Raw genomic sequence first — 23,668 nt, forward strand, 5'->3', positions numbered from 1 at the left:
TCCACAGAACAAGGTCTTAAATAAAATAGTACATCAATAGGATGTTCAACACGAGCATAATCAATGCAATTGGAAGTTGAGCTTTAATAACACCGTATTGATCACGCATCTCAAGAAGCGCTACCGGTACAATGTTAAAGTTGGCAGCCATAGGTGTCATCAAGGTACCGCAATAGCCAGCAAGCATTGCGATAGCACCAATAGCAGCTGGGTTTGCACCATGAGCTACAACGAGCATTGGAACACCGATAGCACTTGTAATCATCGCAAAGGCTGCAAAAGCGTTACCCATTATCATTGTGAAAATGACCATACCGATGCAGTATGCTACAACTACGAGGAATACATTATCTGCAGGCACCACACTAGCTACAGCACTGGATATAATTTTACCAACGCCAGCCAAATTAAATAGATAGCCTAAGGCCGCTAATAATTGGGACAAGATAGCAGTCCAACCGATAGCATCGATAAGACGACGACCTTCATGGAAACCTTGGTTAAATGAACCCTTAGTGATGTAAAGAGCAGCACACATTGCGATGATGGCCGCAATACCAATGCCTACAAGAGCACCTAATTTAGTAAAGAAGCCAATGATGAATGTGATGATACCAACAAGTAAAGCCGGTACGAAAATAACATTACCAATACGGACTGCTTCATCTTTTTTGAATTCAATAGGAGATTCAAAGTAATGACCTTTGCCGAGTTGTTTTACCAAGACGATAGCAGCCATGGCGATAACGAGCCAGCCATTTATTTCCTTTGATAGATAAGAACCAAAGATAAAGGACACGCTGTACAAGAGCCAGAATAAACCTGTACCGATACGGTATTTATGTTCTTTATCTAAAAATGATTGAATGGCAAAGATAAATAAGATGATCCCTACGAGAAGGTATACATAATCTAAGGGCTGCATTTTATAGATAAGTTCTAACATATTATTCAGCCTCCTTCTTTAATTCTTCTGGTGTAACAAGGATATTAAATTCATTAGGTACTAATTTACCAGCTTTCATATCCTCTTCGTCACGAGCTACAGAGGCTTGAATTGTTTTATCAAAGATAATAAAGCGAATGAAGTTAACGATATAGGCACAAACAGCAGTTGGCAATCCGTATAACACCATATCTGTTAACTCTACAGAATAGCCTAATTGTTCCATAACACCTTTGATAAGCAATAACCCACCAGCAGCAAGGAACAAGTTTTGACCGAAGAAATTGCCTGTATTATCTGCAGAAGCAGCTACACCACGCACCTTATCAAGAGTACGTTGAGATACGGGGCGACCTTGAGCTACTGCAGCTTCACTCATAGGTGCAATCAACGGACGTACCATGGCAACCATACCGGACATGTTAATACCAAAAGCTACAGTTACTTGGCGCACAAATAGGTAAATCATAAAGATACGACCAGCCGTAGCAGCGTTGATCTTGCCGATCAAAATTTCTGCCCGTTCACGTAAGCCATGACGTTCCATAAGACCAATAACAGGTAAAATCAAAATAAATAATGACATATAACGATTTTTAACGAAAGCCTCCCCAATGGCACCAACGATATCGTTGATACTGAGACCACCTGCAAGGCCCGTTACAAAACCTGCGGCTACGACAACTAACAAGGCATTAAAGCGCAGCATCAGACCAATGACCATCACTAAAATACCAGATAAGACTAACATAGTCTCACATCCTTTCAATAAACCATCTACCATTCAAAACGAACGCATAGATATGACATATATGTATATATTATATATCTAAATGTAAAAATTCTGCACTATCTTGTACAAAAAAATACACCTCACGAGGAATATCCTCACAAGGTGCTTGTATTAGTTATATCAAGTCTTTTTTAAACAATACCGTTGTATGTTGTTTTCCTCTAAAATGTACTTGATCATAAGCTTTAAATCCAAAGGATTCATACATCTTAGGCAACCATGGATGCTCTTTAGCCGTACCCAATGTAACGGCTGGTGTCTTAAATTGAGTTTTTAACAACTCTTCTGCATAACCAAGTGTTTCCCGTGCATAGCCTTTGCCTTTGAAAGCTGGTGCTGTTACGAAATGGGCAATATGTGGAAATTTATCCGGTGTAGAGTATTTAACCCATGGCATGCAGAATGTAATAGAGCTCACTAATTGTCCGTCAATATACAATCCATATACAGGATAGGTTTCAATCCACTCTTTAGATTCTTCTTCGGTAAAATCGATGGCATCAAAGGTGATTGGAAAATCTTTAATAGCTGCATAACCATCAATTAAAACCTTATGGTATTCCGCTGTATCTTCTACTGTTAATTGTCTGAATTCTTTCATTGTCTTGCCCTCATTTTATATCTTTATCAAACTACTATTTTTTATATTTTATACATATATTCTGTATATTTATTATCATAAATGTAATTATACTACTATGTGTATCTAAATGCAATAATTTTACATAAATATTTGATGAAGTTTTATAATCTTTATAATAAACAAAAACAGGATGCATCACGAGGATACATCCTGTTTTGGAGCTTTCACAAGCTCGAGGGGAAGTTATAATCAATATATTATTGGCTAATACGGGAACCATATACGTCGCGTTGGTTTTTAGGTTCGTTGTTAACGCGAACACGTTCTGTTTTATGACGGTCATTATCGCCACCAGAAATACGGTCAACACGGTAATGGTTAAGACGAATATTTTGTAATTCAGGTTGGAATTCGTCCATAGCACGACGCATGTTATCATCGATAGGTGCACCATTTTGAAGAGCACGGTACAACATAGTTGCGAATTCGTAACGAGTCATTGTTGCATCGCCTTTGAATGTGCCATCAGGGTAACCAACAAGGATACCATTACCTGCCAATTGGCTAATGTATTGGTAAGCCCAGTGATTGCGAGGAACATCTGGGAATTCAGCAGTTTTGCTAGGATCGATTGCATGTGGATTCAATACTTGTAACAAGTTATTGTATTTATTTTCAATATCTTGAAGACGTGCGTTCAATTCAGCAATTTCACGGCCCATAGCTACACGGGAACGAGATTCAGGAGCGCGTTTACCAAGACGAATGGATACGCCTGCATTTAATTGAGGGTTACCATTACCTACTGTGCTACCGATGGAGAACATTGTATCTTCATTAGGACGGTAGAAAGCGCCCAATGCAGCAGAGTTAGCATTATGGTAGTGACCATAACCAGCAGCTACTGTCCATTTATCATCTGGGTTGAAGTCTAATGGATGTAACGCAGCCAATGCAGCAGACCCTGCACCTACTTTGTTAACGCGTTGTTCTATGTCGCCTACACGGTTAGTCAAGTTAGTAATGTTATTGTTGATGGTACCTGGTGTAGAGTTATCGATTTGATTTTGTAAATCCTTTGCTACAGAGAACAATTGACTACCATTTACAGCATCTGTAGATGTAGCAGAGATTTCGCCTGCTGCTACGTTCTTAATTTGACGTTCTTGACCAACTTGACCTACAGAAACAGAGCCTTTAGTTGCAGAACCTACACCAGCAAAACCACCATATGTATGAGTTGCGATTGGAGCACCACTTGTAATGCTAGTTGTTGTGATAGAAGCATTATTTACAGCTGTTGCCGGAGCAGATTGAGATTGGAAGCCAATAGCAACCGAATTTGCATCAGTCGCAACGGAGTGGTCACCAATTGCCATAGCATGGTCAGCTGTAGCATGTGCATCAGAGCCAAAAGCATTAGCACGTAGACCTCGAGCTTGTGCACCCGCACCATAAGCCTGTGCATGGTCACCAGAAGCAATAGCGGAAGAACCGATTGCATTAGTATGTGCACCAGTTGCCTCTGCACTAGAACCAATTGCATTTGATTTGTATCCAGCAGCTTGTGCTTCAAAACCAATAGCTTGGGAACGAACTTCAGATGCATTTGCACGTGTACCAATTGCAGTAGACCAAGTACGTTCAGCGTCTGCAGCGTGACCGATAGCAATAGCTTCACTCATTTTAGCTTGAGACCCATTACCTACTGCCAATGCAGAACTACCTAATGCAGTATTTTCAGAACCAATAGCTACAGAATTAGATTTCCAATCTCCTGGACGTAATGTTGCACTATCTGGTTCGTTATCATAATCACGATCACGGAAATTAGAAGTCGATTCACCTACAGTGTTTTTGTAACCATAGCCAATGGCATGTGTACCATTAATAACATTGCTATCACCAAATGCTTGTGCATAAGAGCCTTCTACAGTATTGCCATCACCAAATGCGTTAGCTTGGTCACCATTAACTGTATTTTGGTTACCATAAGCACTGCTAGAACCAGTAGCACTTGTAATACTATTACCTTGACCAACTGCGATGCTAGTAGCTGTACCAGTTGCAACAGTACCATAAGAAACACTATTGTGTGTAGTGTCTGGAGTTTGACCAGCTTGATCACCTACGGCTGCAAAAATAAAACCACCTGCTGTAGATACAGGTGCTGCTGCACTAACAGGAGCAACTGCGGATACACCAACAGCTGCTGTAGCAGCCAATACTGCAAATGCTAATTTTTTGGAATGTTTGTTTTCTCTCATCTTACACCCTCACTAAATTAAAATCCTTAACAATATACAATACAATTTTTCAGCCTCTCTATTCGCCTCTCTCTTTAGCCTAACCTAAACATATTTTTTCTCTCTATCTCTAAATAATTATGTTTGAGTTAGTTTAAGAAAAATTTATATTGTTAATTACTTGCATAGCATATCAAAATTTTACGATATGCACAAGACTTTTTTCCATATAAAGTTCATTAATAACACTTCACATACATCAAAAATAGCTTGATTGCCATTGTTCTATACCCTATTGATATGCTCATCAATTTTTATGATGAGCTTTAAAATCAGAATATTTTGTACCCTTTTCATACGATACATCAATTTACTTATAAATAATCAATATTTTAATAAGCACAGCAAATCCAAAACACATCACCCTCACTATATTTTCATGAACCAATTATGAATACTAGATGTTTCTATTCATTTACGATACTGAATAATTAGTTGTTTTTATGTATTTTTAAATATATTTTAATATTAATTCGAACATTATCTCAACCACATCAAATCTCTATTTTTAAACAAACTATAAACTGTCTTTTCCCTTTTCCCTTTTCATTTTCACTAACCTTCCATAAGTACTTAATTACGAAAATCATATACAGAATTATTAATTTACATTTATATACATACAGGATATAATCAAGATGAACACTATATATCTTATTTCGTAATATATAAAGGAGAGGATATTATGGAAAAAGTAAACCAACGCGGAAAGTATTTATTCATTGCTGGTATTATTAGTTTAATTATTGCCATCGTAATCTTATTTGTCATTCCAGATCCATCAGCTAACAATGTGGAGATTGCAAAAAAAGCTACTAGTGCAATGCAAGCGGCACAAGAAATCTCTAAAAACAATCAAAGTAGTATTTTAATGCATACAATTGGCATGGGTCTATTAGGCTTTGGTATCACTGGGACTGTGGGTGGTTTCATCCTAAAATCTTTTAAGAAAAAACAATAGAATATCTCATATAAAAAGGTGTTACTACATCCCCTATTGAAACAGTATTAGCTGTTATCAATACAACGAGGATGTGTAACACCTTTTTATTATCTATTTGATTTATTATAAAAGAACTATCAAACCTATTTAACACGTTTCATAATTAGCAATGCCAAAATAATCCCTAATGAGGATGTCACAAGTTGTGGCCAACTAGATACAAAGAGCATGGCATTTACAATCTTTGGTGGAAGTTGGAATAAAGAGAAAAACAACGAATATCCGCCAAATAGAACGCCTGCTTTCACCAATGCAGCCACAATGATAAGTAAAAGTTTTGGTTTATGTTGCAACCAATGTGCGACTAATACATAGGCTGTCGTGCCTAATCCTGTAATAAAAATAAATGGTGGCAATGGCAACATACCTTGTAAATGTGCTACAACTGGCGCAACCCAGGCAATAACAAGACCATTTTTCCAACCATAGCGCCATGTGGCTAACACAAATGTAGCCGATGTGATAGACCCAATAAGGAACATACTGATCTGATTTGGAATAAATGGAAACATAAGACGCAAACTTTGAGCCAACAAGGCTACGGCCAACAAAAGGCCGGTGCCTGTAATAGATTTTGTAGACATAAGAACCTCCCCTTATACGATATATACTTTACAAGAGGTACTTACCTCAAATACATACATTAAGCTTTCAAAAAAAATAAACGTACTCGATCATATACCCAGTTATAGACATAGGTGTACACCAAGATAATCAAAGTCATAGAAATATCCGTAATAAAAGCCATCCACAGGGTGATACTCATCATATACATAATCATTGGCACCGTAGCCGCCAATAATAGACCTTCAAACAATACAGCATGAATCGTGCGAATTACAGGGCCTCGTGCCAATCGATCACCTGGTACTAATTTATCAAAGATCCAGTTAAATATGAAATTCCATATGACTGCAGTCAACGAAATTAATATCATCAACAACAATGGTTGCCCCTCATGAGGAATAAATTCAATGACTAGCATCCCGATTAAAATCGCACCCAGTTCAAATATTACTGATTGTATCGTACGTTCAAGAATAGACATATATACCTCGCGTTTATATGCAACCTCTATATGCGTTATTATAACACAATCTAGAGTTTCATTTTAGGTATGAAAAAGCCCTAATATATCTATCGAGCGACTTGTTTCTAAGTGAGTCACTCCACTTTAGGATAAAAAAAGACCCACGGAACATTCTGTTAGCGCGACCATCCTGCAGATGTAACGCCACTTTTGGATAGAAAAAGCCCTAATATATCTATCGAGCGACTTGCGAAGAACTGGAGCGCAGAGAGATATATTAGGGCTTTAAAACTAGCCTAAAAGTGGCATTACGAACTGGATCCATGGAATCCCCACCACGATAAAGATCGCGAGGTAGATAATCCCAAAGATAGCGCCTAATTTCCAGAATTCAGGACCTTTGTTATAGCCACTAGCAAACCAGATTGGGCTGTGGCCAGTACCATACGGTGTGAGGATACCCATAATACCCATTGGTACTAACAGAATTAACATAACTTGAGCTGGATCAACGCCAGGAATTTGAAGAATTAGAGTAGCAAACAAGCCTACCATAGCTGTTACATAAGCAGTGCCAGAAGCAAAGAAGTAGCGAAGTAAGCAGAATGCTAATAACAAACCAAGAACTGCCATTGTAGGATCTAAAGAAACCAAAGAACCACCAGCAGATTTAGCAAGCCATTCCAAGAAGCCTACATTTTTAAGGCCAGAAGCCATAGGTACGAGTGTAGCAAACCAAGTCAAAACATTCCATGCTGGTTTGTTAGCAAGGAAGTCTTGCCAAGTCATAATCTTAGTGAAAATCATCAAGATAATAACGATCAAAGCTGTTGTTGTAGGGTTTACTTTGAATGTAGACGCACCAATCCACAACACAAGAGCCAATACGGAAATTAAGGCCATGAAGATTTCACTGCGTGTCATGGAACCTAGTTTCTTATACTCATCCTTTGCCCAGGCTGCAATTTCAGGGGAGCCTTTCACCTCTGGTTTGCAGAATACATAGGTCAACAATGGAGTGATGATGAACAAGATAAGGCCTACTGGCAAGAATGCGAGGAACCATGTGCCCCAGTTCGCCGCTACGATGCCAGATTTAGCAGACAATTCTAGAGCCAATGGATTTGGCGCTGCACCAGTCAAGAAGATAGAGCTAGACACACATGTAGTTGCCAACGCTACCCAGTTCAAATAGGAACCAATTTTACGAGGGTTCTTATCTGGATAGGAGTCAAACATCGGACAAATACTAGATACGATTGGATAAATGGTACCACCAGAACGAGCCGCATTACTTGGAATAAATGGAGCCAATACAAGGTCCGTAATAGCGATAGCATAACCAAGACCTAAAGAGGACTTGCCAAGCTTTGCTACGAGGAACAAAGCAATACGACGGCCAAGGCCAGAGTTTTCATAACCAATACCAATCATGAAAGCGGCAAAGATCAACCATACGATGGCATTAGAGAAACCACTAAGGCCCCAGCTGATAGCTTGCGCATCAGTAATCGCCTTAGCGACACCGGTTGCTTTATCTACCACAGGGGCAGGACCAACCTTAAACAACATAGATACGGTAACTGCAATGATACCGATGAAAGCTGGTGGGATTGGCTCTAAAATCAACCCTACCACAAGGCCTGCGAAAATACTTACATAAATCCAAGAATTTGCGCTAAGACCTTCAGGAGCACCGATGAGCCATACAATAATAGCTACTACAAGCGGTGCGAATAATTTCCAATTCAACTTCATTAGAAACTCTCCTTACTACTTCAAAACAAAAATTGCAAAAAAATGCCTATTTAGTATATCAAAGATTTTAATAAGATGATATAAACTCAATCATAACACTTATTAATTGATAATAAACTTTTAGTAATAAATTTCATCCTACTAGTAGTAGAAAACGGCACATTGTGGAATAAGGGACACATCACTAACTGATAGAGCGTGGTGGTCACCATAAAGAACTCTATGAAAACTATGCGGCAGGAATAAGAATTTAAAGCGAAAGAAACCCCTACACATGCTCGCTCCAGCTAGCTTAACGGACAAGGCCATTGGCCTTGTCCTACTAAAGTCGCTGTGCTTGTGTAGGGGTTTCTTTACGCTATGTACTAACAGACACTACTAAAGTCGCATACTTGTACAGGACCGACTTTTTACGTTCCATAAATTATTGGCACAGAAACAAAAGAACCACTGATAAGCTGCAACTTATCAGTGGTTCTCTTATTTGTGCATATGCATAGCACGTTTCTCTAGTAAAAGTATATCATGAACCTATCTAGAGAACAAGTAGAACACCCAGATACTTTATTTCGATTTAGTATCCCTTCTTATTCACCTTTTGGTACAAACCATAGGCCATTGTTATTTTTATCCATGTAGTCTTTGAATTCTTGAGAGTGGTAAGCTGCTACGATGTCTTTTGCCCATTGTGCATCTTTGTTTTTCTCATTAACTACGAGTTGTAATAACCATTGTGGCAATACGTCTTCATTTGCCAATGCAGATTTAGGATCAATTTTTGCATTATAGATAATAGCGCCTGTAATAACGATATAATCAAAGTCAGTACGTACAGAAGGAATTGTAAGGGATTTCATTTCTGTAAATTTAAGATGTTTAGGATTTTCAATAATATCTGCTTGAGTTACTGTTGCTAAATCTTTGTTAGGATCAAGCTTAATCCAACCGATTTTTTGCAATAACGCATAAGCACGAGCCATGTTGGATGCATCATTAGGTACAGCAATAGTGTCGCCATCTGCCACTTGATCTAAAGATGTTTTAGATCCACTAAAGATACCTGCTGGTACTGTTGGAATTGGTGTTAATGCTACAAGATGACCATTTTGTTTTTCGTTAAAGTTTTTCATGTATGCTGTATGTTGTTCAACGTTAAAGTCAACCTCACCATCACTTAACACTTGGTCAGCTTGTACCAAATCAGACATATCTACGCCTTTAAAGGTATAGCCTTGTTTCTCCAAAATTGGTTTTACACCTTTTTCAAACAATTCAGAGTAAGGCCCCTGAGATTTACTGTAGGTTAATTCTTTTTTAGCACCATTATCGCTATTATTAGAACCGCAGCCGGCGATAAAAGCTACGCTAAATACTAATGCCGCACCAAGGGCAAGAAGCTTTTTAAATTTCATAGTACATTCTCCTATACTTTCACAATCAATATAACTAAAATCTATTTCATCAAATTAGGAACGACGCGCACGACGTGCAAAATAGTTACCTATTGTTTGAATAATTTGAACAAAAATAATCAAAATAACTACGGTAAATAACATCAATGGGAAGTTCAATCGTTCATAACCATAGGTGAGGGCCAAATCACCTACACCACCAGCACCAATAGCACCAGCCATAGCAGTAGCACCGATTAGACCAATAGTACCCGTTGTAATAGATAAAATAAGCGAACCTTTTGCTTCTGGTAAAAGAAAATGCCAAATCACTTCAAAATGAGAGGCCCCCATCGATTGTGCTGCCTCGATAATGCCTTTATTAACCTCTAAAATAGAGTTTTCAAAGAGTCGAGCAAGATAAGGTGCAATGAATATAACAAGTGGTACAATAGCCGCTGTTGTACCAACACGAGTCCCTACAATCATCTTAGTTAACGGTAATATAAACACCATCAAAATGATAAATGGTATAGAACGCACAATATTAACAATTGTATTTGTAATGGTATAAACAATACTATTTTTAACGATACCATTAGGATTTGTTACTACCAGTGTGACTGCGATAATTAGACCTAGTACTGTACCAATGAATAGAGATAGGAACACCATATATAATGTCTGTTCTGCGGCTAATAATAACTGCGATCCTGGAACACCAAGTTCTTGCATGAAGAAATCCATTATAGTGTCACCTCCTGCCATTCAATACCTTGAGCGATAAGATACTCTTTTACTTTGCCCACCTCAAAATCATCGCCAATAAACTGAACAATGAATATACCAAGTACAGTATGTTCTAACTCTGTTACCGTAGCAAATAATACACTCGTTTCTAAATCAAAGGTTTTATTAATATGATATAGAACATTATCTGTCGTATTATTCCCTAAGAAATGCATCTTAAGAATTGTGTATGGCCTTTTATCACAAGCTAATGTATGTTTCACTGTTGATGGAATTTCATCAGGAATTACAGTCCTAACAAATCGCTTTGTTGTTTCGTGTTTAGGTTTACTAAACACCTCAAGTACAGATCCGCTCTCTATGAGCTTTCCATGCTCCATAACTACAACTCGATTACATATTTTCTGAATTACATCGATTTCATGAGTTACGATAACTACTGTTACTCCTAGTTCACGATTAACACGTTCTAGTAATTGTAATATAGAATCTGTCGTATCAGGATCTAGAGCGCTGGTTGCTTCATCACAAAGCAATATGGATGGATCTGTAGCTAATGCACGAGCAATACCAACGCGTTGTTTTTGACCACCAGATAATTCTCCAGGATATGCATTTGCTTTATCGCCCAAATCAACAAAGTCTAATAAGGTTTTAACTTTTTTATCAATGTCGGATTTTGGCACTTTATTAAGAATTAGTGGGATAGCCACATTATCATACACAGATTTAGCATTCAACAAATTGAACTGTTGAAAAACCATACCGATGCGCTTACGAACCTTTCTAAGCTCATTAAAACTTAAACCATTGATATTCACACCATCTATTTCAACATGACCAGAGGTAGGTACCTCTAAGGCATTAATCATGCGAAGCAGTGTAGATTTACCAGCTCCACTAAAGCCAATAATGCCAAATATATCGCCTTTTTCTATGGTAAAGTTTACATCAGATAATGCAGTAACCTTTTGCTTATTAACGTCAAACTCTTTCGTTACATTTCGTATAGCAATCACTGTACCACCTCTTTCCCTATATATTAGTAGGAATTAATGTTTTTCTAAAACATATCTTTAAAGTATGTTTTAATTGTATACTTAGATTACTACAATTTATAATGACTGTCAAACACAAAAAAGAACCTCAACACTAAATGAACTGCACCTCCAAAAATTGTGTCCAAATTTTGGGGTGCAGTTCAAAAAAGGTTGAGGTTCTTTTATTTATCTATATCGATTAAATAAGTACAATGATCCTAGTATAATTGGCGCGCCAATATAGAGTCCCATATTAGGATATTCTCCTAATAAAAAGGCTGCTACTACGGCTGCCACGATTGGCGAGATATACATAAAATTGGTTACATCCGAAACTTTTTCAGCATGTTCAAAGGCATAGCTCCAGAATACGAATCCTAATGCACTGGAAAAGAATGCTAGGTATACCATAGCAAGCTTCGCAGTGATTGGTGCGGCTACAATCATTTCAATAGCATGATCTGCAAAAGGTAGTGCCATAATGGCACCTGTAAACATGGACCACATAGCGATAGTAATAGAGTTATAACCTTTCAGGCTAAGCCCGCGATTTAGAATATTATAAACCGCAAACAGTATCATACCAATCAACGTCCATATGGCCCCCATTGGAATGGTCAGAGTGGAATTCCAAAGAATAATAACGGCCACACCTATAAAAGCAGTTATGGTGAAGAGCCAACCTATAGGGCGTATTTTATCCTTATAGACTACCAATGCCATCAATGCTGTAGTCATCGGTGTCAAAGCCATAATAATACTAGATGTAGCAGCCGGTATTGTTCGCAATCCTTCATTAAAAACGACTTGGTAAACGAAGTTTCCTGTAGCCCCTAACAGAATATATAGGCCCCACTCACGCCAAGATGTAGGTATATGTAATCCCTTAAATACACCAATAATTAGCATGAGTATAGCACCACCTACAACCCTCGCTACCGAGAGTGTCAATGCATCTACTGATTGCAATGCCACTTTACCAAAAGGAAACGCCGTAGCCCAAACGGCAATGGTGGCAGATGCCCCTAAAATGGCTTTCATACGATTTGTCATTAGCATCTACCTTTCTACATAATTCCATAATCAATACTATCTAAATATTACCATAATAACTCCCTACAATTCCAAGAAGATCCAACACAATATATCGAATACTTTCCATTTATTGATATAAGTTTTCATTATTTAAAGATAATACAAAAATAGTTCTTTCAAATATACATATCCAAATAAAGCAAGTTAAGTACTACACTTTCAATATATTTACATAGTGTTTTCAATATTATTAAATTACAAATAACACCTATTCTTACGAAATTTGCATAGTATATATTGAAAATCCATATCATTTATATATTGTGAGTTTTAGATAAACATTGTACACTAGATATATCAAAATCTATAGTTATATCCATTTATGGAGGTGCAAAATGCAACATACTGCATGGAAAGATTTTAACACAGGTGTGTGGGATAAAGCGATTGACGTACGCGACTTTATCCAAAGAAACTATGTTCCCTATGAAGGGGACGACTCCTTCCTAGTTGGTCCTACAGAACGTACTACAAAATTGTGGGACAAGGTAATGAAACTATACGAAGAAGAACGCGAAAAAGGTGGCATGCTTGATGCCGATACTTCCGTGGCTACACACATCACTGCGCATGCGCCAGGATATATCGACAAAGACCTTGAAACTATCGTTGGTTTACAAACTGATAAACCTCTAAAACGCGCTATGTTCCCTTATGGTGGCCTTCGTACAGCAAAATCTGCCATCGAAGAATATGGCTTCAAAATGGATCCTCAAACAGAGGATTTCTTCAAAAAACATCGTAAAACTCACAATGACGGCGTATTCGATGTATACACTCCAGAAATGCGTGCTGCTCGTACAGCGCACATCGTAACTGGCTTGCCAGATGCATATAGCCGTGGCCGTATCATCGGTGACTACCGTCGTATCGCATTATATGGTATCGACTACTTAATCGAAGAGAAAAACCAAGAATTCAGCATCACTATGGGTGATATGCTAGAAGACGTAATCCGCGACCGCGAAGAGATCAAAGAACAAATTCGTTCCTTGAAAGAATTGAAAGAAATGGCTGCATCCTATGGTTACGATATTTCCGAACCAGCTAAAGATGTTAAAGAAGCTATGCAATGGATTTACTTTGGCTACCTTGGCGCTATCAAAGAACAAAATGGTGCCGCTATGTCCATCGGCCGTAACTCTACATTCCTTGATATCTACGCTGAACGCGACCTTCGCAACGGCACATACACAGAAGAACAAATCCAAGAATTCGTAGACCATTTCATCATGAAATTGCGTATGGTTCGCTTCGCGCGTATCCACGAATACAACAACTTGTTCACAGGCGACCCTGTTTGGACTACGGAATCCATCGGTGGTATGGGTACTGACGGCCGTACATTGGTTTCCAAAATGTCCTTCCGTTACCTACATACATTGACCAACCTTGGTCCTGCTCCAGAACCAAACCTCACTGTATTATGGTCCCCTCGCATGCCTATCGGTTTCCGCCGTTTCTGTGCGAAGTTATCTATCGAAACATCTTCTATCCAATACGAAAACGACGAATTGATGCGTCCTAACTCCGGTGATGACTACGCTATCGCATGTTGCGTATCCCCAATGCGTATTGGTAAAGAAATGCAATTCTTCGGCGCTCGTTCTAACCTAGCAAAATGCTTGCTTTACGCAATTAACGGCGGCGTTGACGAAAAACTTAAGAAACAAATCGGTCCTAAATACCGTCCTATTACATCCGAATACTTAGACTTTGACGAAGTATGGGAAAAATTCGACGACATGATGGAATGGTTGGCAGGCGTATATGTAAACGCATTGAACATCATTCACTACATGCATGATAAATACGCTTATGAAAAACTCGAAATGGCATTGCATGACCGCAAGGTAACTCGTTGGTTCGCAACTGGTATTGCTGGTTTATCCGTAGTAGCTGATTCCTTGTCCGCTATTAAATACGCTAAGGTAAAACCTATTCGTGACGAAAACGGCATCGCTGTTGATTTCGAAATCGAAGGTGAATTCCCTAAATATGGTAACGATGACGATCGTGTAGATAGCTTGGCTTCCATGGTTGTTTCCACATTCATGAACAAGGTGCGTAAACATCCTACATACCGTCAATCCGTTCCTACTATGAGCTTGTTAACAATTACTTCTAACGTAGTGTATGGTACTGCAACAGGTTCCACACCAGATGGCCGTAAAGCTGGTCAAGCTTTCGCTCCTGGTGCTAACCCTATGCATGGTCGTGATTCTCACGGTGCCGTAGCTTCGTTATCTTCCGTTGCAAAAATGCCATGGCGCGATTGCTCTGACGGTATTTCCAATACCTTCTCCATCGTTCCAGACGCATTAGGTAAATCTGGTGAAACATTTGTATCCGTAGGCGATTTTGATATTGAGTTAGACCCTTCTCAATTGCCTAACAGCAATACAAACTTCGCTTGCAGCGAACCAAATGTTACTATAGAGGAAGATAAATAATCTTCCACCGTATTGTATGCTTTCACCGGCATCAATACTCGTATTTTGGTTGAAAGGAGGAATACCCATGAGCAACCAACAACAAGTGGATAACTTGGTAGAATTATTGGATGGCTACTCCCAAAAGGGCGGTCACCATTTGAACGTTAACGTGTTCACTCGTGAAACATTGTTAGACGCTCAAAAACATCCTGAGTTGTACCCTCAATTGACTGTTCGTGTATCTGGTTATGCAGTACACTTCAACAAATTGACGAAACAACAACAAGATGAAGTTATTTCCCGTACATTCCATCAACAAATCTAATCGAGGTTTTCTATGACAGGACGTATTCATTCACTAGAAACGATGGGTACGGTTGATGGTCCAGGCATGCGCATGGTGGTATTCCTTCAAGGATGCCCCATGCGTTGTGCCTATTGCCATAATCCAGATACGTGGAATGAAGAAAGCCAAGAAGCTAAGTTCATGACCGTTGAAGAAATTTGGCAGCAATACGAACGTAACCGTCAGTTCTATACGAACGGTGGCATTACTGTCACAGGTGGGGAAGCATTGATGCAAATTGACTTTGTCATCGAGCTTTTCACATATTTTAGTGAAAGAAACGTCCATACCTGTTTAGATACAAGTGGAATTTGTTTTGATCCCCACCAAGAGGTGGCATACCGTAAGTTACTGAGCGTAACGAGTCTCGTCATTTTGGATATTAAGGACATCGACCCTACTGTCCACAAATGGCTAACCGCACAGCCTTTAGAACCAATCCTTCAATTCGCAAAACTGACAGCTGATGTAAATGTGCCGATTTGGGTGCGTCATGTGGTGGTACCTACCGTTACAGACAATACAGATCGTCACTATAGGCTAGGCTTTTTCTTAGGCTCACTACGCAACTTACAAGCCGTCGACTGTTTACCATATCATGTGATGGGTGTTGCCAAATACAAGGAGTTAGGGATTACCTACCGCCTTGATGGCATCCCGGCCGCTACAAAGGATTTAGCCGCCAAAGCGAGCAAAACCGTTGTAGAAGGCATCAAGGCATATCGTAGACATTGGTGGAGTCCCATCAAAACACAAACTAATCATAATCAAGTTTGAGGATAACTACCTCCCTTGATATATATCATATATATATATTAAAAACTTGATCTATGATACTAGCCCTAAACGAAAATAACCCCTGACCACACAACCGGTCAGGGGTTATTTGTGTATCTATTAGGAAACGACGTTAATCGGTTCACCTTTCAAAAAGGCTTGTACATTATCGCGAATAATACCCACCAAACGTTGACGCGTTTCGAGGCCCTTCCAGCCCATATGAGGTGTGATAATGACATTATCTAATGTATACAGAGGGCTATCCTCTGCTGGAGGTTCTACCTCTTGTACATCAAGGCCAGCACCGTGAATGCGTTTAGCTGCCAAGGCGTCACATAAATCCGCTTCATTAATAAGTGCACCGCGCCCCGTATTAATGATGACAGCATTAGATTTCATCTTAGCGATTGTATCCTTATTAATCAAATGTTTTGTCTTATCATTCAATGGGCAATGTAAGGAAATATAATCACTTTGCGCGAGTAATTCATCAAGGCTTACATAGCAAATACCCTCGCTATCTTCCTTTGGCGTACGCGTATGAATTAAAATGTTCATATCTAACGCCCTTGCAACCTTTACAACAGCCATGCCGATATGACCGGCGCCGATGATACCTAATGTTTTACCATTAACTTCGGTGTGAGGGACTTGTAAATGTTTAGTAAAATTGCTACGGTCGCCTCTAGCAAGCATACCGATTTGTTGCTGCATAGTAGATGCAAAATTTAGAAGCATCATAATCGCCGTATGAGCTACTCGTTCCGTACTATAAGCTGGAATATTGCACACCGTAATGCCCTTAGCACGCGCCGCATCAAGGTCGATGTTGTTATATCCAGTACCCGCTTCTACGATGAGTTTCACAGATTCAGGAAATTGTGAAAGCAACTCTGGCCCTACAGGTATTTCTTTTGTTACCACTACAGTAGCGCCTTGAATGCGTTCAATAAGCTCAGCATTTGTGCTATCGTCATACACTTGTACATCATTTGATAATACAGAAAAATCTAGCAAGTGATCATAATTCATCTTACCAGCATTAACCACTACAACTCGTTCGTTCATCATATCCTCCTCACGATTGTTATCATAAGTGAAATCATTTTATATACTAATTATACTACCAAAAGCTGTGAATTATACGTCATATTCAATATCATCCTATACTAATTATGACTAATAACATCTAGATAATAAGTGTAAATGAAATTTTAGCATAAACTTTCACAAAAACTATTGTTTAATTCCCTAAAAGTTATACAATAAAAGTAATGTATTTTAGGAGTGAAATTATCATGAGACCAACATATTTAACGATTGATACAAGCTTGGTTCGCGAGAACCTACGCAAAATAAAAGACAGTCTCCCTGAGTGGAGTACATCCACAGCTGTTATCAAGGCCAATGGCTATGGTCACGGCAGCGTTATGATGGGACGTATTGCTGTTGAAGAAGGTTATGAATCCTTAGCCGTTGCCATTCCAGAAGAGTCTGTACCACTTCGCAATGCTGGCATTATGGTACCTATTTATCTATTGGGTCTGACGAGACCACAATCCTTTGAACTTGTAGCGGATACGAATTCCATTCCCGCCGTTTGCGAATCTACTGATTTAGAGGCCCTCAACAAAGTGGCGGACAATCACGATATGATTATCCGCGTTGCCGTAGCCGTTGATACAGGCATGCACCGCATAGGTATTAAACCAGAAAATGCGGTGGAATTCATTAAGCGCGTTGAATCCTATCCAAATCTTGCAGTAGACGGATTCTTTTCACACATGAGTAATGCCGATGCAGCAGATCAAAGTCACGCTCATGGACAGGCTCAAAAATTCCATACAATGGTGGATGAAATTCGTGCCTTTAGACCTGATGCGGACTATCGTTTCTCCCTCGCCAACAGTGCCGGCCTACTATCCGTAAAGGATAGTCTCTTCACAGATGCACGACCAGGTATCATCCAATACGGCATTATGCCATCTCTCGATGTGCCAAATCGATTAGGTCTAAAACCGGTTCTCTCCTTCCACAGTGAAGTCGTTCATGTGCAGCATCTCGAAGCAGGCGAAGGTATTGGTTATGGTTCTACCTATGTCACACCAGAACCGATGACAATCGCTACTATTCCTGTAGGCTACGCCGACGGGTATCCACGCAGCCTATCTAATCGTGGTACTGTTCTCATCCAAGGCACCCGTTGCCCTGTTGTAGGACGCATTTGTATGGACCAATTCATGGTAGCCGTACCTGATACGATTACGGTCAAACCAGGCGACAAGGTAGTACTATTGGGGTCTCAAGGTCATGAAAGCATCTCGGCTCTTGAAATTGCAGCCCTTGCCTCCACCATTCCTTATGAAATCTTCTGTGGCTTCTCTGATCGCGTGCCAAGACAATACATATAACACAAGAGGATGACACAATTTATTCTATTGTCATCCACAAAAGTAAAAGCACCACCGAAATTCGGTGGTGCTTTTATTCTCCTATACCATACACATATGGATTGTGTGTGTTGTGTGTGTATTGTGTGTTGTGAGAGAGATATTTTATATACATCATGTATATACTTATGAATTGGGAGGGAACCCTTCATAAGGAGGCCCTAAGGAGACAGACGGCATAGGAGAGAGTCAATGTTTGTCTGATCCACCAAAGGGCCCGTATCTGGGTGCACTGGGAGATGTATGCACCCCAACGCGCCGATGGGATGGCGCAATGTATGTGTATTGGTATAGTAGATTATTTATGAGCTTTATCTGCTTTTTCAGCTTTTACAGCTGGAGCAGATTGAGCTTTTTTATTGGATTTTACGACCTTAGTTGTTTTATGGTCTTTTGTATCCGCTTTTACAACCTTTGTTGTTTTTGCATCCTTTTTATCTGCTTTTGCAACTACAGGAGTTGTATCAGCATCCATGGATGCCGCTGCAGGGTTTGCTGCTGCAGGAACTACAACAGGTTGTGCAGTTTCGTTTACTGCAGGCTTAGCAGTTTCAGTCGCTACAGTTTTTGGAGCTTCAGGTTTAGCAGCTTCAGGGGCTACAGATTTAGCAGTTTCAGTCACTACAGGTTTAGTATTTTCATTTGCTACAGGTTTAATAGCTGCAGACACATCAATTTTTGGTGCTGTTGCTTCTTGTTTTACTACTGGTGCAGTTTGTACTGCTTCTTTTACTACCGGCACAGGTTGTACTTGTGGGGCTTCTGCTGCATAAGCAACTACGCTAGTGCCTAATACACCAGCTACTGCCAATGCAAGGCTAGTTCTTACGATAGATTTCTTCATCATGTCCTCCTAAGTTTCAAATAGTTAATTGCATATAAGCTATGGAATATAACCTATGTACAATCACATCTGTTTACCACCTAGGCCTATGGCGGCTAACTGAGACCATCTTAGCCACCGCGTATGAGATGCAAATTAAGATATCAGAACAGCTCAATTTATTGCATGAAATATATATGAATTTTCGGCTAAATTTCTATAGAATTTTTACAAATGTGATTCATGAATCATCAATTCATATTATGTCTGCTGATTTCTGTGAAAGCCCATAGCATGCAACATTTCCCATATTATTAAATACTAATTTTTTCAATATGACCCACAGCTAGATCATTCATGAGTAAATTTTTAGAAAAAATACTATATTTAGCTACCAAAAAGCTACCAATAGATTTGTAATTTTTAAAAAATAAATTTGAAATACTGGTTAGCAACTCTTGCGAGTTTTCCCTATTTATTGCTCGCAATATAAATTGAAAATAGGCATGGAAAAGACGATAGATTTTTTATTTCTATCGTCTTTAATACTTTATATTCCCTTCGACAAACTTGAAGTTGTTTACTTACAGTACTCCTCTATTTTGTAGCTATATTCTTTTAGAAGTCCCCGTGAATAAATCTTTTTATTTTTTGAATCTCTAACTTCTTTCCAAAGGATAGCCGCAACTTTTAACTTGTTAGAGTAATGATTGCTAAACTCATCTGCACAAAAATCCTTTAGAAATTGATTCCATTGGCAAGCTGAATTATCATACTTGGCGTAGTCTGACTCTCCATAGTATATTTTAATCATATCTTGGATTGTAAAATTTATGTTGTTGTCCCGTTTTACTTTTCGCCAAGCTGTTGCCATATCAGCATTAAATTTAAAGGGATTAACACCTGTTACAGCTGAAAAATAATCACGAAATTTCTGATTAAAGGAAAACCCACATTCAAGTAATGATGTATTTAGGGTTATTATTTCGGTTTGATTTTTATTTCTTTTCCTCAAAAATTTTTCTACTCTATTTCCCTTAAAATATTGTTCTATAATATGATTTAATTCTTTTTTTGTACATCTGTATTCTAATCCAAGGTACTTACAAATTTGTGAAAGCTCTTCTCGATACCAGTAGTATCTGTTAAATTCTTCAAATGATTTTATATCTCTAAAATCAGGTCTATTTTCTTCCAAATGCTCACCTCTACAACTCCAAATTTCTAAATGGGGTTTTTTTATATATTAGATACTTTCAACAAAACGCAACATTCCAGATACCCTAAAAAAGCTATTAAACATATATTGACATATATTAACATACTCTAATATATAATAAGAACCCCCTAGGCGATAACCTAAAGGGTTTTTTAGAGAGGACAAATTATAATCAACTTATAGACTATCATGAATATCTAAGAGTATCAATGAAGCTGGTATTATCTATATTTATTTAATCTATCCAATTCATTGATACTCACAGAAATTCATAAAATTAGTTGGAGCTGATAATAGGATTCGAACCTACGACCTACTCATTACGAATGAGCCGCTCTACCAACTGAGCTATACCAGCATGTGTATAGTAACATCCTACTCCTATTGCAGTAAGATGTCAAATACACCTATTTTACGCCTTTTACAGATACGAGTTCACCTGTGAAAGCATCTACATGTACCTCAATTTCTTGATGATTCGCGGCACCAAATTCTACATCATATACAAAACGACCTTTTTCATTTTTTACAGACCAGCTATTAAGGCTTGTTGCTTGGCCTTTTGTTTGAGCAAAGGCAAAGTTTACAACTGCGTCTGGTGTTAAGATACGAGTTGGATCAAAGGCCTTTTTCTCTAAACTAACCTTGTATGCGCCTTCTTTTGTTTCACCAATTTGATTTGTATTATAGTTGTATTTCAACTCATATTTACCTGTTGAATCAAAGCCTTCAACTTCATATTTAATTTGACCATCTTCGCCATCAAATGCAATTTCTGTAATCGCTGCTTTTGGATGTTGTTGAATGAAAGCATTGAGCAATGTATTGGCGCCTACAATGGCTGCATGATTAGCATCAACAACTGCTACTGTCGGTTGTACCGGTACAATACTAGCCGCATCAACAACTGGTGCATTTACCCCAAATGCCGCTGCTAGTGCCAATGCAATACCGCCTTTTACGAACATAGATTTCATAAGTTCCTCCTACATAAATAGTATTAGTAAATATTCCATATACTACTATTATACACAATAATTAGTGCTTTCACGAACAAAATCATAATCTAAAATAACACCCACGAATAGATTGCATATGTTACAATTTAATTAGTAAAACAGTAGTTAATAATATATACAAGTGAGTACTATGATTTCTTTATATCCAACCTTTTACCATACATTTCAATGCAAAGCCAATCAATGTCATCATACATGTTGTCAAAAGTGGACTATCGATGTAGATGAGGAGACGGCTAAATTATATCAAACACTGCCTACACCATTAGGCGAAGACCTACGGAAATTTATGACCGTCGATGACGAAGGCTATTATTTCATGTTTAGCGACAAACAGCCTACCTGTCCGTTGCTACGGGAAGATGGATTGTGCCGCGTAGTCTTAGAACTAGGCGAAGATAGTTTATGCGATACCTGCCATATGCATCCGCGGTTCTATAAATATATCGAAGACCTCGAGCTCTGTGGCGTCGGTCTATCCTGCGAAGAATCGGTAGAAAAGTTACTAGCTACCGAAGGCGATCAATTGCAATTCACCATCGAAGATGATGACGGCGAATTTACTGCTGAAGACCGTCCCGTACTCGAAAATATCTTTGACCTCTTAGCATTAGGTATTAATCCTGCTATTTGTCAGTTTACACTCAATCATTCTATCCACTACTGCCAAGAGTTAGTGACTGTATATAAAAAAACGGAGCCTATCGACGAGGAATGGACAAAACAACTAGTCCATTTAGAGGCCATGCTGTCATCGACAACGGCATCAACTACTATGGACTTACTTAAGGCCGACACAATCGATGTATCCGCACTCAACAAGGTGTATCAATACATCTTATACCGCCAAATTGATATGCTCGCAGAATACTCGTTAGAAAGCCTTGTGCGATACGCCTTTGACGCCACAGTATTCATCGCACTACTAACACATCAATTCGGAAATCTGCCTGAGCAAATTAGACGCTGGTCGGAACAAATTGAATATGACGAAGATAATGTATCCTTCCTATTCGATGCCTATGAAAAAAGCAACTATGACCAATAATGCGTAGTAGCTATATAACAGACCAAAAGACCCATTCCACAAAGCGGAATGGGTCTTTTTAAAATAGTAGTATGCCTAAAAATTTCATGCCTATCCATACGATATAAGCACCACAAATAACGAGAAGCCCTTCAAAGGCATTACCCGAAACAGCGGCCCCTACAATACGTCCTACCACAGTAATTAAGGACATGGTAAGAAGTAAGCAAATAATCGTAAGGAATACGCCCAATAACAACACAAGAACGACAGGAGCTTTTGCTAAAGCAAAAAGTACGCCTAGGCTTAACATATAAATGCCGATGACCACCTGCGCATAGGCAATGCAGTGGAATACGCCCGTTAAAATAGTCATCGTATAACAATGACGGGCACGCCATAGCGCATAACCACTGATGAGTATAGCCATAACTAAGGCTTTCACAATCAGCAATAACCATCTGCTCACATCCCAAAGAGATGTGGTCGTGCTCAACTTTTGTAATAATCCATTGAGTTCAATGACGTTAACCATAGGAAGTTGTTCAAGCTTCATAAAGGTAGCGGGATTCATGATGAAATTTTTCATAGCCTCCGCATACACCGAATCACCTATAGCGGTAAATTGGTAACATATAACGGCGAGCACAATCATCACGATTAATTGAGTTATGCTAGTACGTTGACGATATATGCGCACGCCATCCGTATCGATAGGCCCTACTAATCGATCAAAGAATTCAATCATATGTCCTCTTAATACTTATTAATACAACACAATACCCAGTATGCATCAATGCACACAAACAGTGCGTTTTTCATGAAACGCTCATTCATTATAACATAAAAGCAAGGTATACTCTATACCTTGCTT

The 23,668-nt window shown here is 38.9% G+C and carries 22 protein-coding genes and 1 tRNA gene; 6 read left to right on the forward strand and 17 right to left on the reverse strand.

The genetic code is table 11. The features are described 5' to 3' along the window. Positions 1-16: 16 nt before the first annotated feature. From HMPREF1477_RS05390 to HMPREF1477_RS05405, 4 genes are all read right to left on the reverse strand, one after another. Positions 17-946 carry a DUF979 domain-containing protein gene (locus HMPREF1477_RS05390; protein WP_005384434.1) on the reverse strand — a complete coding sequence of 310 codons (930 nt, stop codon included), beginning with the start codon at positions 944-946 and terminating at the stop codon, positions 17-19. Position 947: 1 nt separating this feature from the next. Next, complete coding sequence (locus HMPREF1477_RS05395; RefSeq protein ID WP_016476098.1) at positions 948-1,697, reverse strand: DUF969 domain-containing protein; 750 nt, start codon at positions 1,695-1,697, stop codon at positions 948-950. A gap of 157 nt (positions 1,698-1,854) precedes the next feature. Further along, complete coding sequence (locus tag HMPREF1477_RS05400; protein ID WP_005375552.1) at positions 1,855-2,340, reverse strand: GNAT family N-acetyltransferase; 486 nt, start codon at positions 2,338-2,340, stop codon at positions 1,855-1,857. A gap of 239 nt (positions 2,341-2,579) precedes the next feature. Next, on the reverse strand, positions 2,580-4,589 hold the full coding sequence (locus HMPREF1477_RS05405) for an S-layer homology domain-containing protein (RefSeq protein WP_016476099.1): 2,010 nt from the start codon (positions 4,587-4,589) through the stop codon (positions 2,580-2,582). 724 nt (positions 4,590-5,313) lie between these two features. On the opposite strand from HMPREF1477_RS05405, the gene HMPREF1477_RS05410 reads away from it, so the two are divergent. Further along, on the forward strand, positions 5,314-5,589 hold the full coding sequence (locus HMPREF1477_RS05410) for a hypothetical protein (RefSeq protein ID WP_016476100.1): 276 nt from the start codon (positions 5,314-5,316) through the stop codon (positions 5,587-5,589). 125 nt (positions 5,590-5,714) lie between these two features. On the opposite strand, the gene HMPREF1477_RS05415 is transcribed toward HMPREF1477_RS05410, so the two are convergent. The 7 genes from HMPREF1477_RS05415 to HMPREF1477_RS05445 all read right to left on the reverse strand — a co-directional run bounded on the left by HMPREF1477_RS05415 (position 5,715) and on the right by HMPREF1477_RS05445 (position 12,653). Beyond that, positions 5,715-6,215 carry a hypothetical protein gene (locus tag HMPREF1477_RS05415; protein WP_016476101.1) on the reverse strand — a complete coding sequence of 167 codons (501 nt, stop codon included), beginning with the start codon at positions 6,213-6,215 and terminating at the stop codon, positions 5,715-5,717. Positions 6,216-6,274: 59 nt separating this feature from the next. Continuing rightward, positions 6,275-6,679, reverse strand: a complete 405-nt coding sequence (locus tag HMPREF1477_RS05420) for a PACE efflux transporter (RefSeq protein ID WP_016476102.1) — start codon at positions 6,677-6,679, stop codon at positions 6,275-6,277. Positions 6,680-6,952: 273 nt separating this feature from the next. Then, positions 6,953-8,419 (reverse strand): DASS family sodium-coupled anion symporter, encoded by a 1,467-nt coding sequence (locus HMPREF1477_RS05425; RefSeq protein ID WP_005381470.1) that lies wholly within the window; start codon positions 8,417-8,419, stop codon positions 6,953-6,955. 587 nt (positions 8,420-9,006) lie between these two features. Continuing rightward, positions 9,007-9,831, reverse strand: coding sequence for a MetQ/NlpA family ABC transporter substrate-binding protein (locus tag HMPREF1477_RS05430; RefSeq protein ID WP_005381439.1), 825 nt, complete (start codon positions 9,829-9,831; stop codon positions 9,007-9,009). A gap of 54 nt (positions 9,832-9,885) precedes the next feature. Further along, positions 9,886-10,557, reverse strand: a complete 672-nt coding sequence (locus tag HMPREF1477_RS05435) for a methionine ABC transporter permease (protein ID WP_016476103.1) — start codon at positions 10,555-10,557, stop codon at positions 9,886-9,888. Further along, a complete protein-coding gene (locus tag HMPREF1477_RS05440; protein ID WP_016476104.1) occupies positions 10,557-11,579 on the reverse strand; it encodes a methionine ABC transporter ATP-binding protein in 1,023 nt (340 codons plus the stop codon). Before HMPREF1477_RS05440 ends, HMPREF1477_RS05435 begins: the two co-directional genes overlap by 1 nt. A gap of 207 nt (positions 11,580-11,786) precedes the next feature. Next, positions 11,787-12,653, reverse strand: a complete 867-nt coding sequence (locus HMPREF1477_RS05445) for a DMT family transporter (protein WP_016476105.1) — start codon at positions 12,651-12,653, stop codon at positions 11,787-11,789. Between the two features lie 377 nt (positions 12,654-13,030). Here HMPREF1477_RS05445 and pflB point away from each other — a divergent pair, with 377 nt between their 5' ends. The 3 genes from pflB (at position 13,031) to pflA (ending at position 16,253) form a co-directional block, all read left to right on the forward strand. After that, positions 13,031-15,148, forward strand: coding sequence for a formate C-acetyltransferase (pflB, locus tag HMPREF1477_RS05450; RefSeq protein WP_016476106.1), 2,118 nt, complete (start codon positions 13,031-13,033; stop codon positions 15,146-15,148). Positions 15,149-15,215: 67 nt separating this feature from the next. Further along, positions 15,216-15,455 (forward strand): autonomous glycyl radical cofactor GrcA3, encoded by a 240-nt coding sequence (grcA3, locus tag HMPREF1477_RS05455; RefSeq protein WP_005376651.1) that lies wholly within the window; start codon positions 15,216-15,218, stop codon positions 15,453-15,455. Positions 15,456-15,467: 12 nt separating this feature from the next. Then, entirely contained in the window at positions 15,468-16,253 is a 786-nt protein-coding gene (pflA, locus tag HMPREF1477_RS05460) for a pyruvate formate-lyase-activating protein (protein ID WP_016476107.1), read from the forward strand. A 120-nt stretch (positions 16,254-16,373) separates the two neighbouring features. Here pflA and HMPREF1477_RS05465 read toward each other — a convergent pair whose 3' ends face one another. Further along, positions 16,374-17,324, reverse strand: a complete 951-nt coding sequence (locus tag HMPREF1477_RS05465) for a 2-hydroxyacid dehydrogenase (protein ID WP_016476108.1) — start codon at positions 17,322-17,324, stop codon at positions 16,374-16,376. A 230-nt stretch (positions 17,325-17,554) separates the two neighbouring features. Here HMPREF1477_RS05465 and alr point away from each other — a divergent pair, with 230 nt between their 5' ends. Then, the gene (gene alr, locus HMPREF1477_RS05470) at positions 17,555-18,667 is read left to right on the forward strand and encodes an alanine racemase (RefSeq protein ID WP_016476109.1); all 1,113 of its coding nucleotides are present in this window, start codon (positions 17,555-17,557) and stop codon (positions 18,665-18,667) included. Positions 18,668-19,004: 337 nt separating this feature from the next. Here the strand turns inward: alr and HMPREF1477_RS05475 are convergent, their stop codons facing one another. From HMPREF1477_RS05475 to HMPREF1477_RS05490, 4 genes are all read right to left on the reverse strand, one after another. After that, a complete protein-coding gene (locus HMPREF1477_RS05475; protein ID WP_232197164.1) occupies positions 19,005-19,553 on the reverse strand; it encodes a hypothetical protein in 549 nt (182 codons plus the stop codon). Between the two features lie 556 nt (positions 19,554-20,109). Then, positions 20,110-20,727, reverse strand: coding sequence for an SAP domain-containing protein (locus HMPREF1477_RS05480; RefSeq protein WP_005376691.1), 618 nt, complete (start codon positions 20,725-20,727; stop codon positions 20,110-20,112). Positions 20,728-21,030: 303 nt separating this feature from the next. Next, positions 21,031-21,106, reverse strand: a tRNA-Thr gene (locus HMPREF1477_RS05485). Between the two features lie 49 nt (positions 21,107-21,155). Further along, positions 21,156-21,725 (reverse strand): PepSY domain-containing protein, encoded by a 570-nt coding sequence (locus tag HMPREF1477_RS05490; RefSeq protein ID WP_016476111.1) that lies wholly within the window; start codon positions 21,723-21,725, stop codon positions 21,156-21,158. A 172-nt stretch (positions 21,726-21,897) separates the two neighbouring features. Between HMPREF1477_RS05490 and fliB the strand changes: the two genes are divergently transcribed. Then, entirely contained in the window at positions 21,898-22,815 is a 918-nt protein-coding gene (gene fliB / locus HMPREF1477_RS05495; RefSeq protein ID WP_016476112.1) for a flagellin lysine-N-methylase, read from the forward strand. 58 nt (positions 22,816-22,873) lie between these two features. Here fliB and HMPREF1477_RS05500 read toward each other — a convergent pair whose 3' ends face one another. Then, the gene (locus HMPREF1477_RS05500) at positions 22,874-23,542 is read right to left on the reverse strand and encodes a hypothetical protein (protein ID WP_016476113.1); all 669 of its coding nucleotides are present in this window, start codon (positions 23,540-23,542) and stop codon (positions 22,874-22,876) included. Positions 23,543-23,668: the final 126 nt, after the last annotated feature.

It is taken from the genome of Veillonella sp. HPA0037 (genome assembly GCF_000411535.1).
Classification (GTDB): Bacteria; Bacillota; Negativicutes; order Veillonellales; family Veillonellaceae; genus Veillonella; species Veillonella atypica.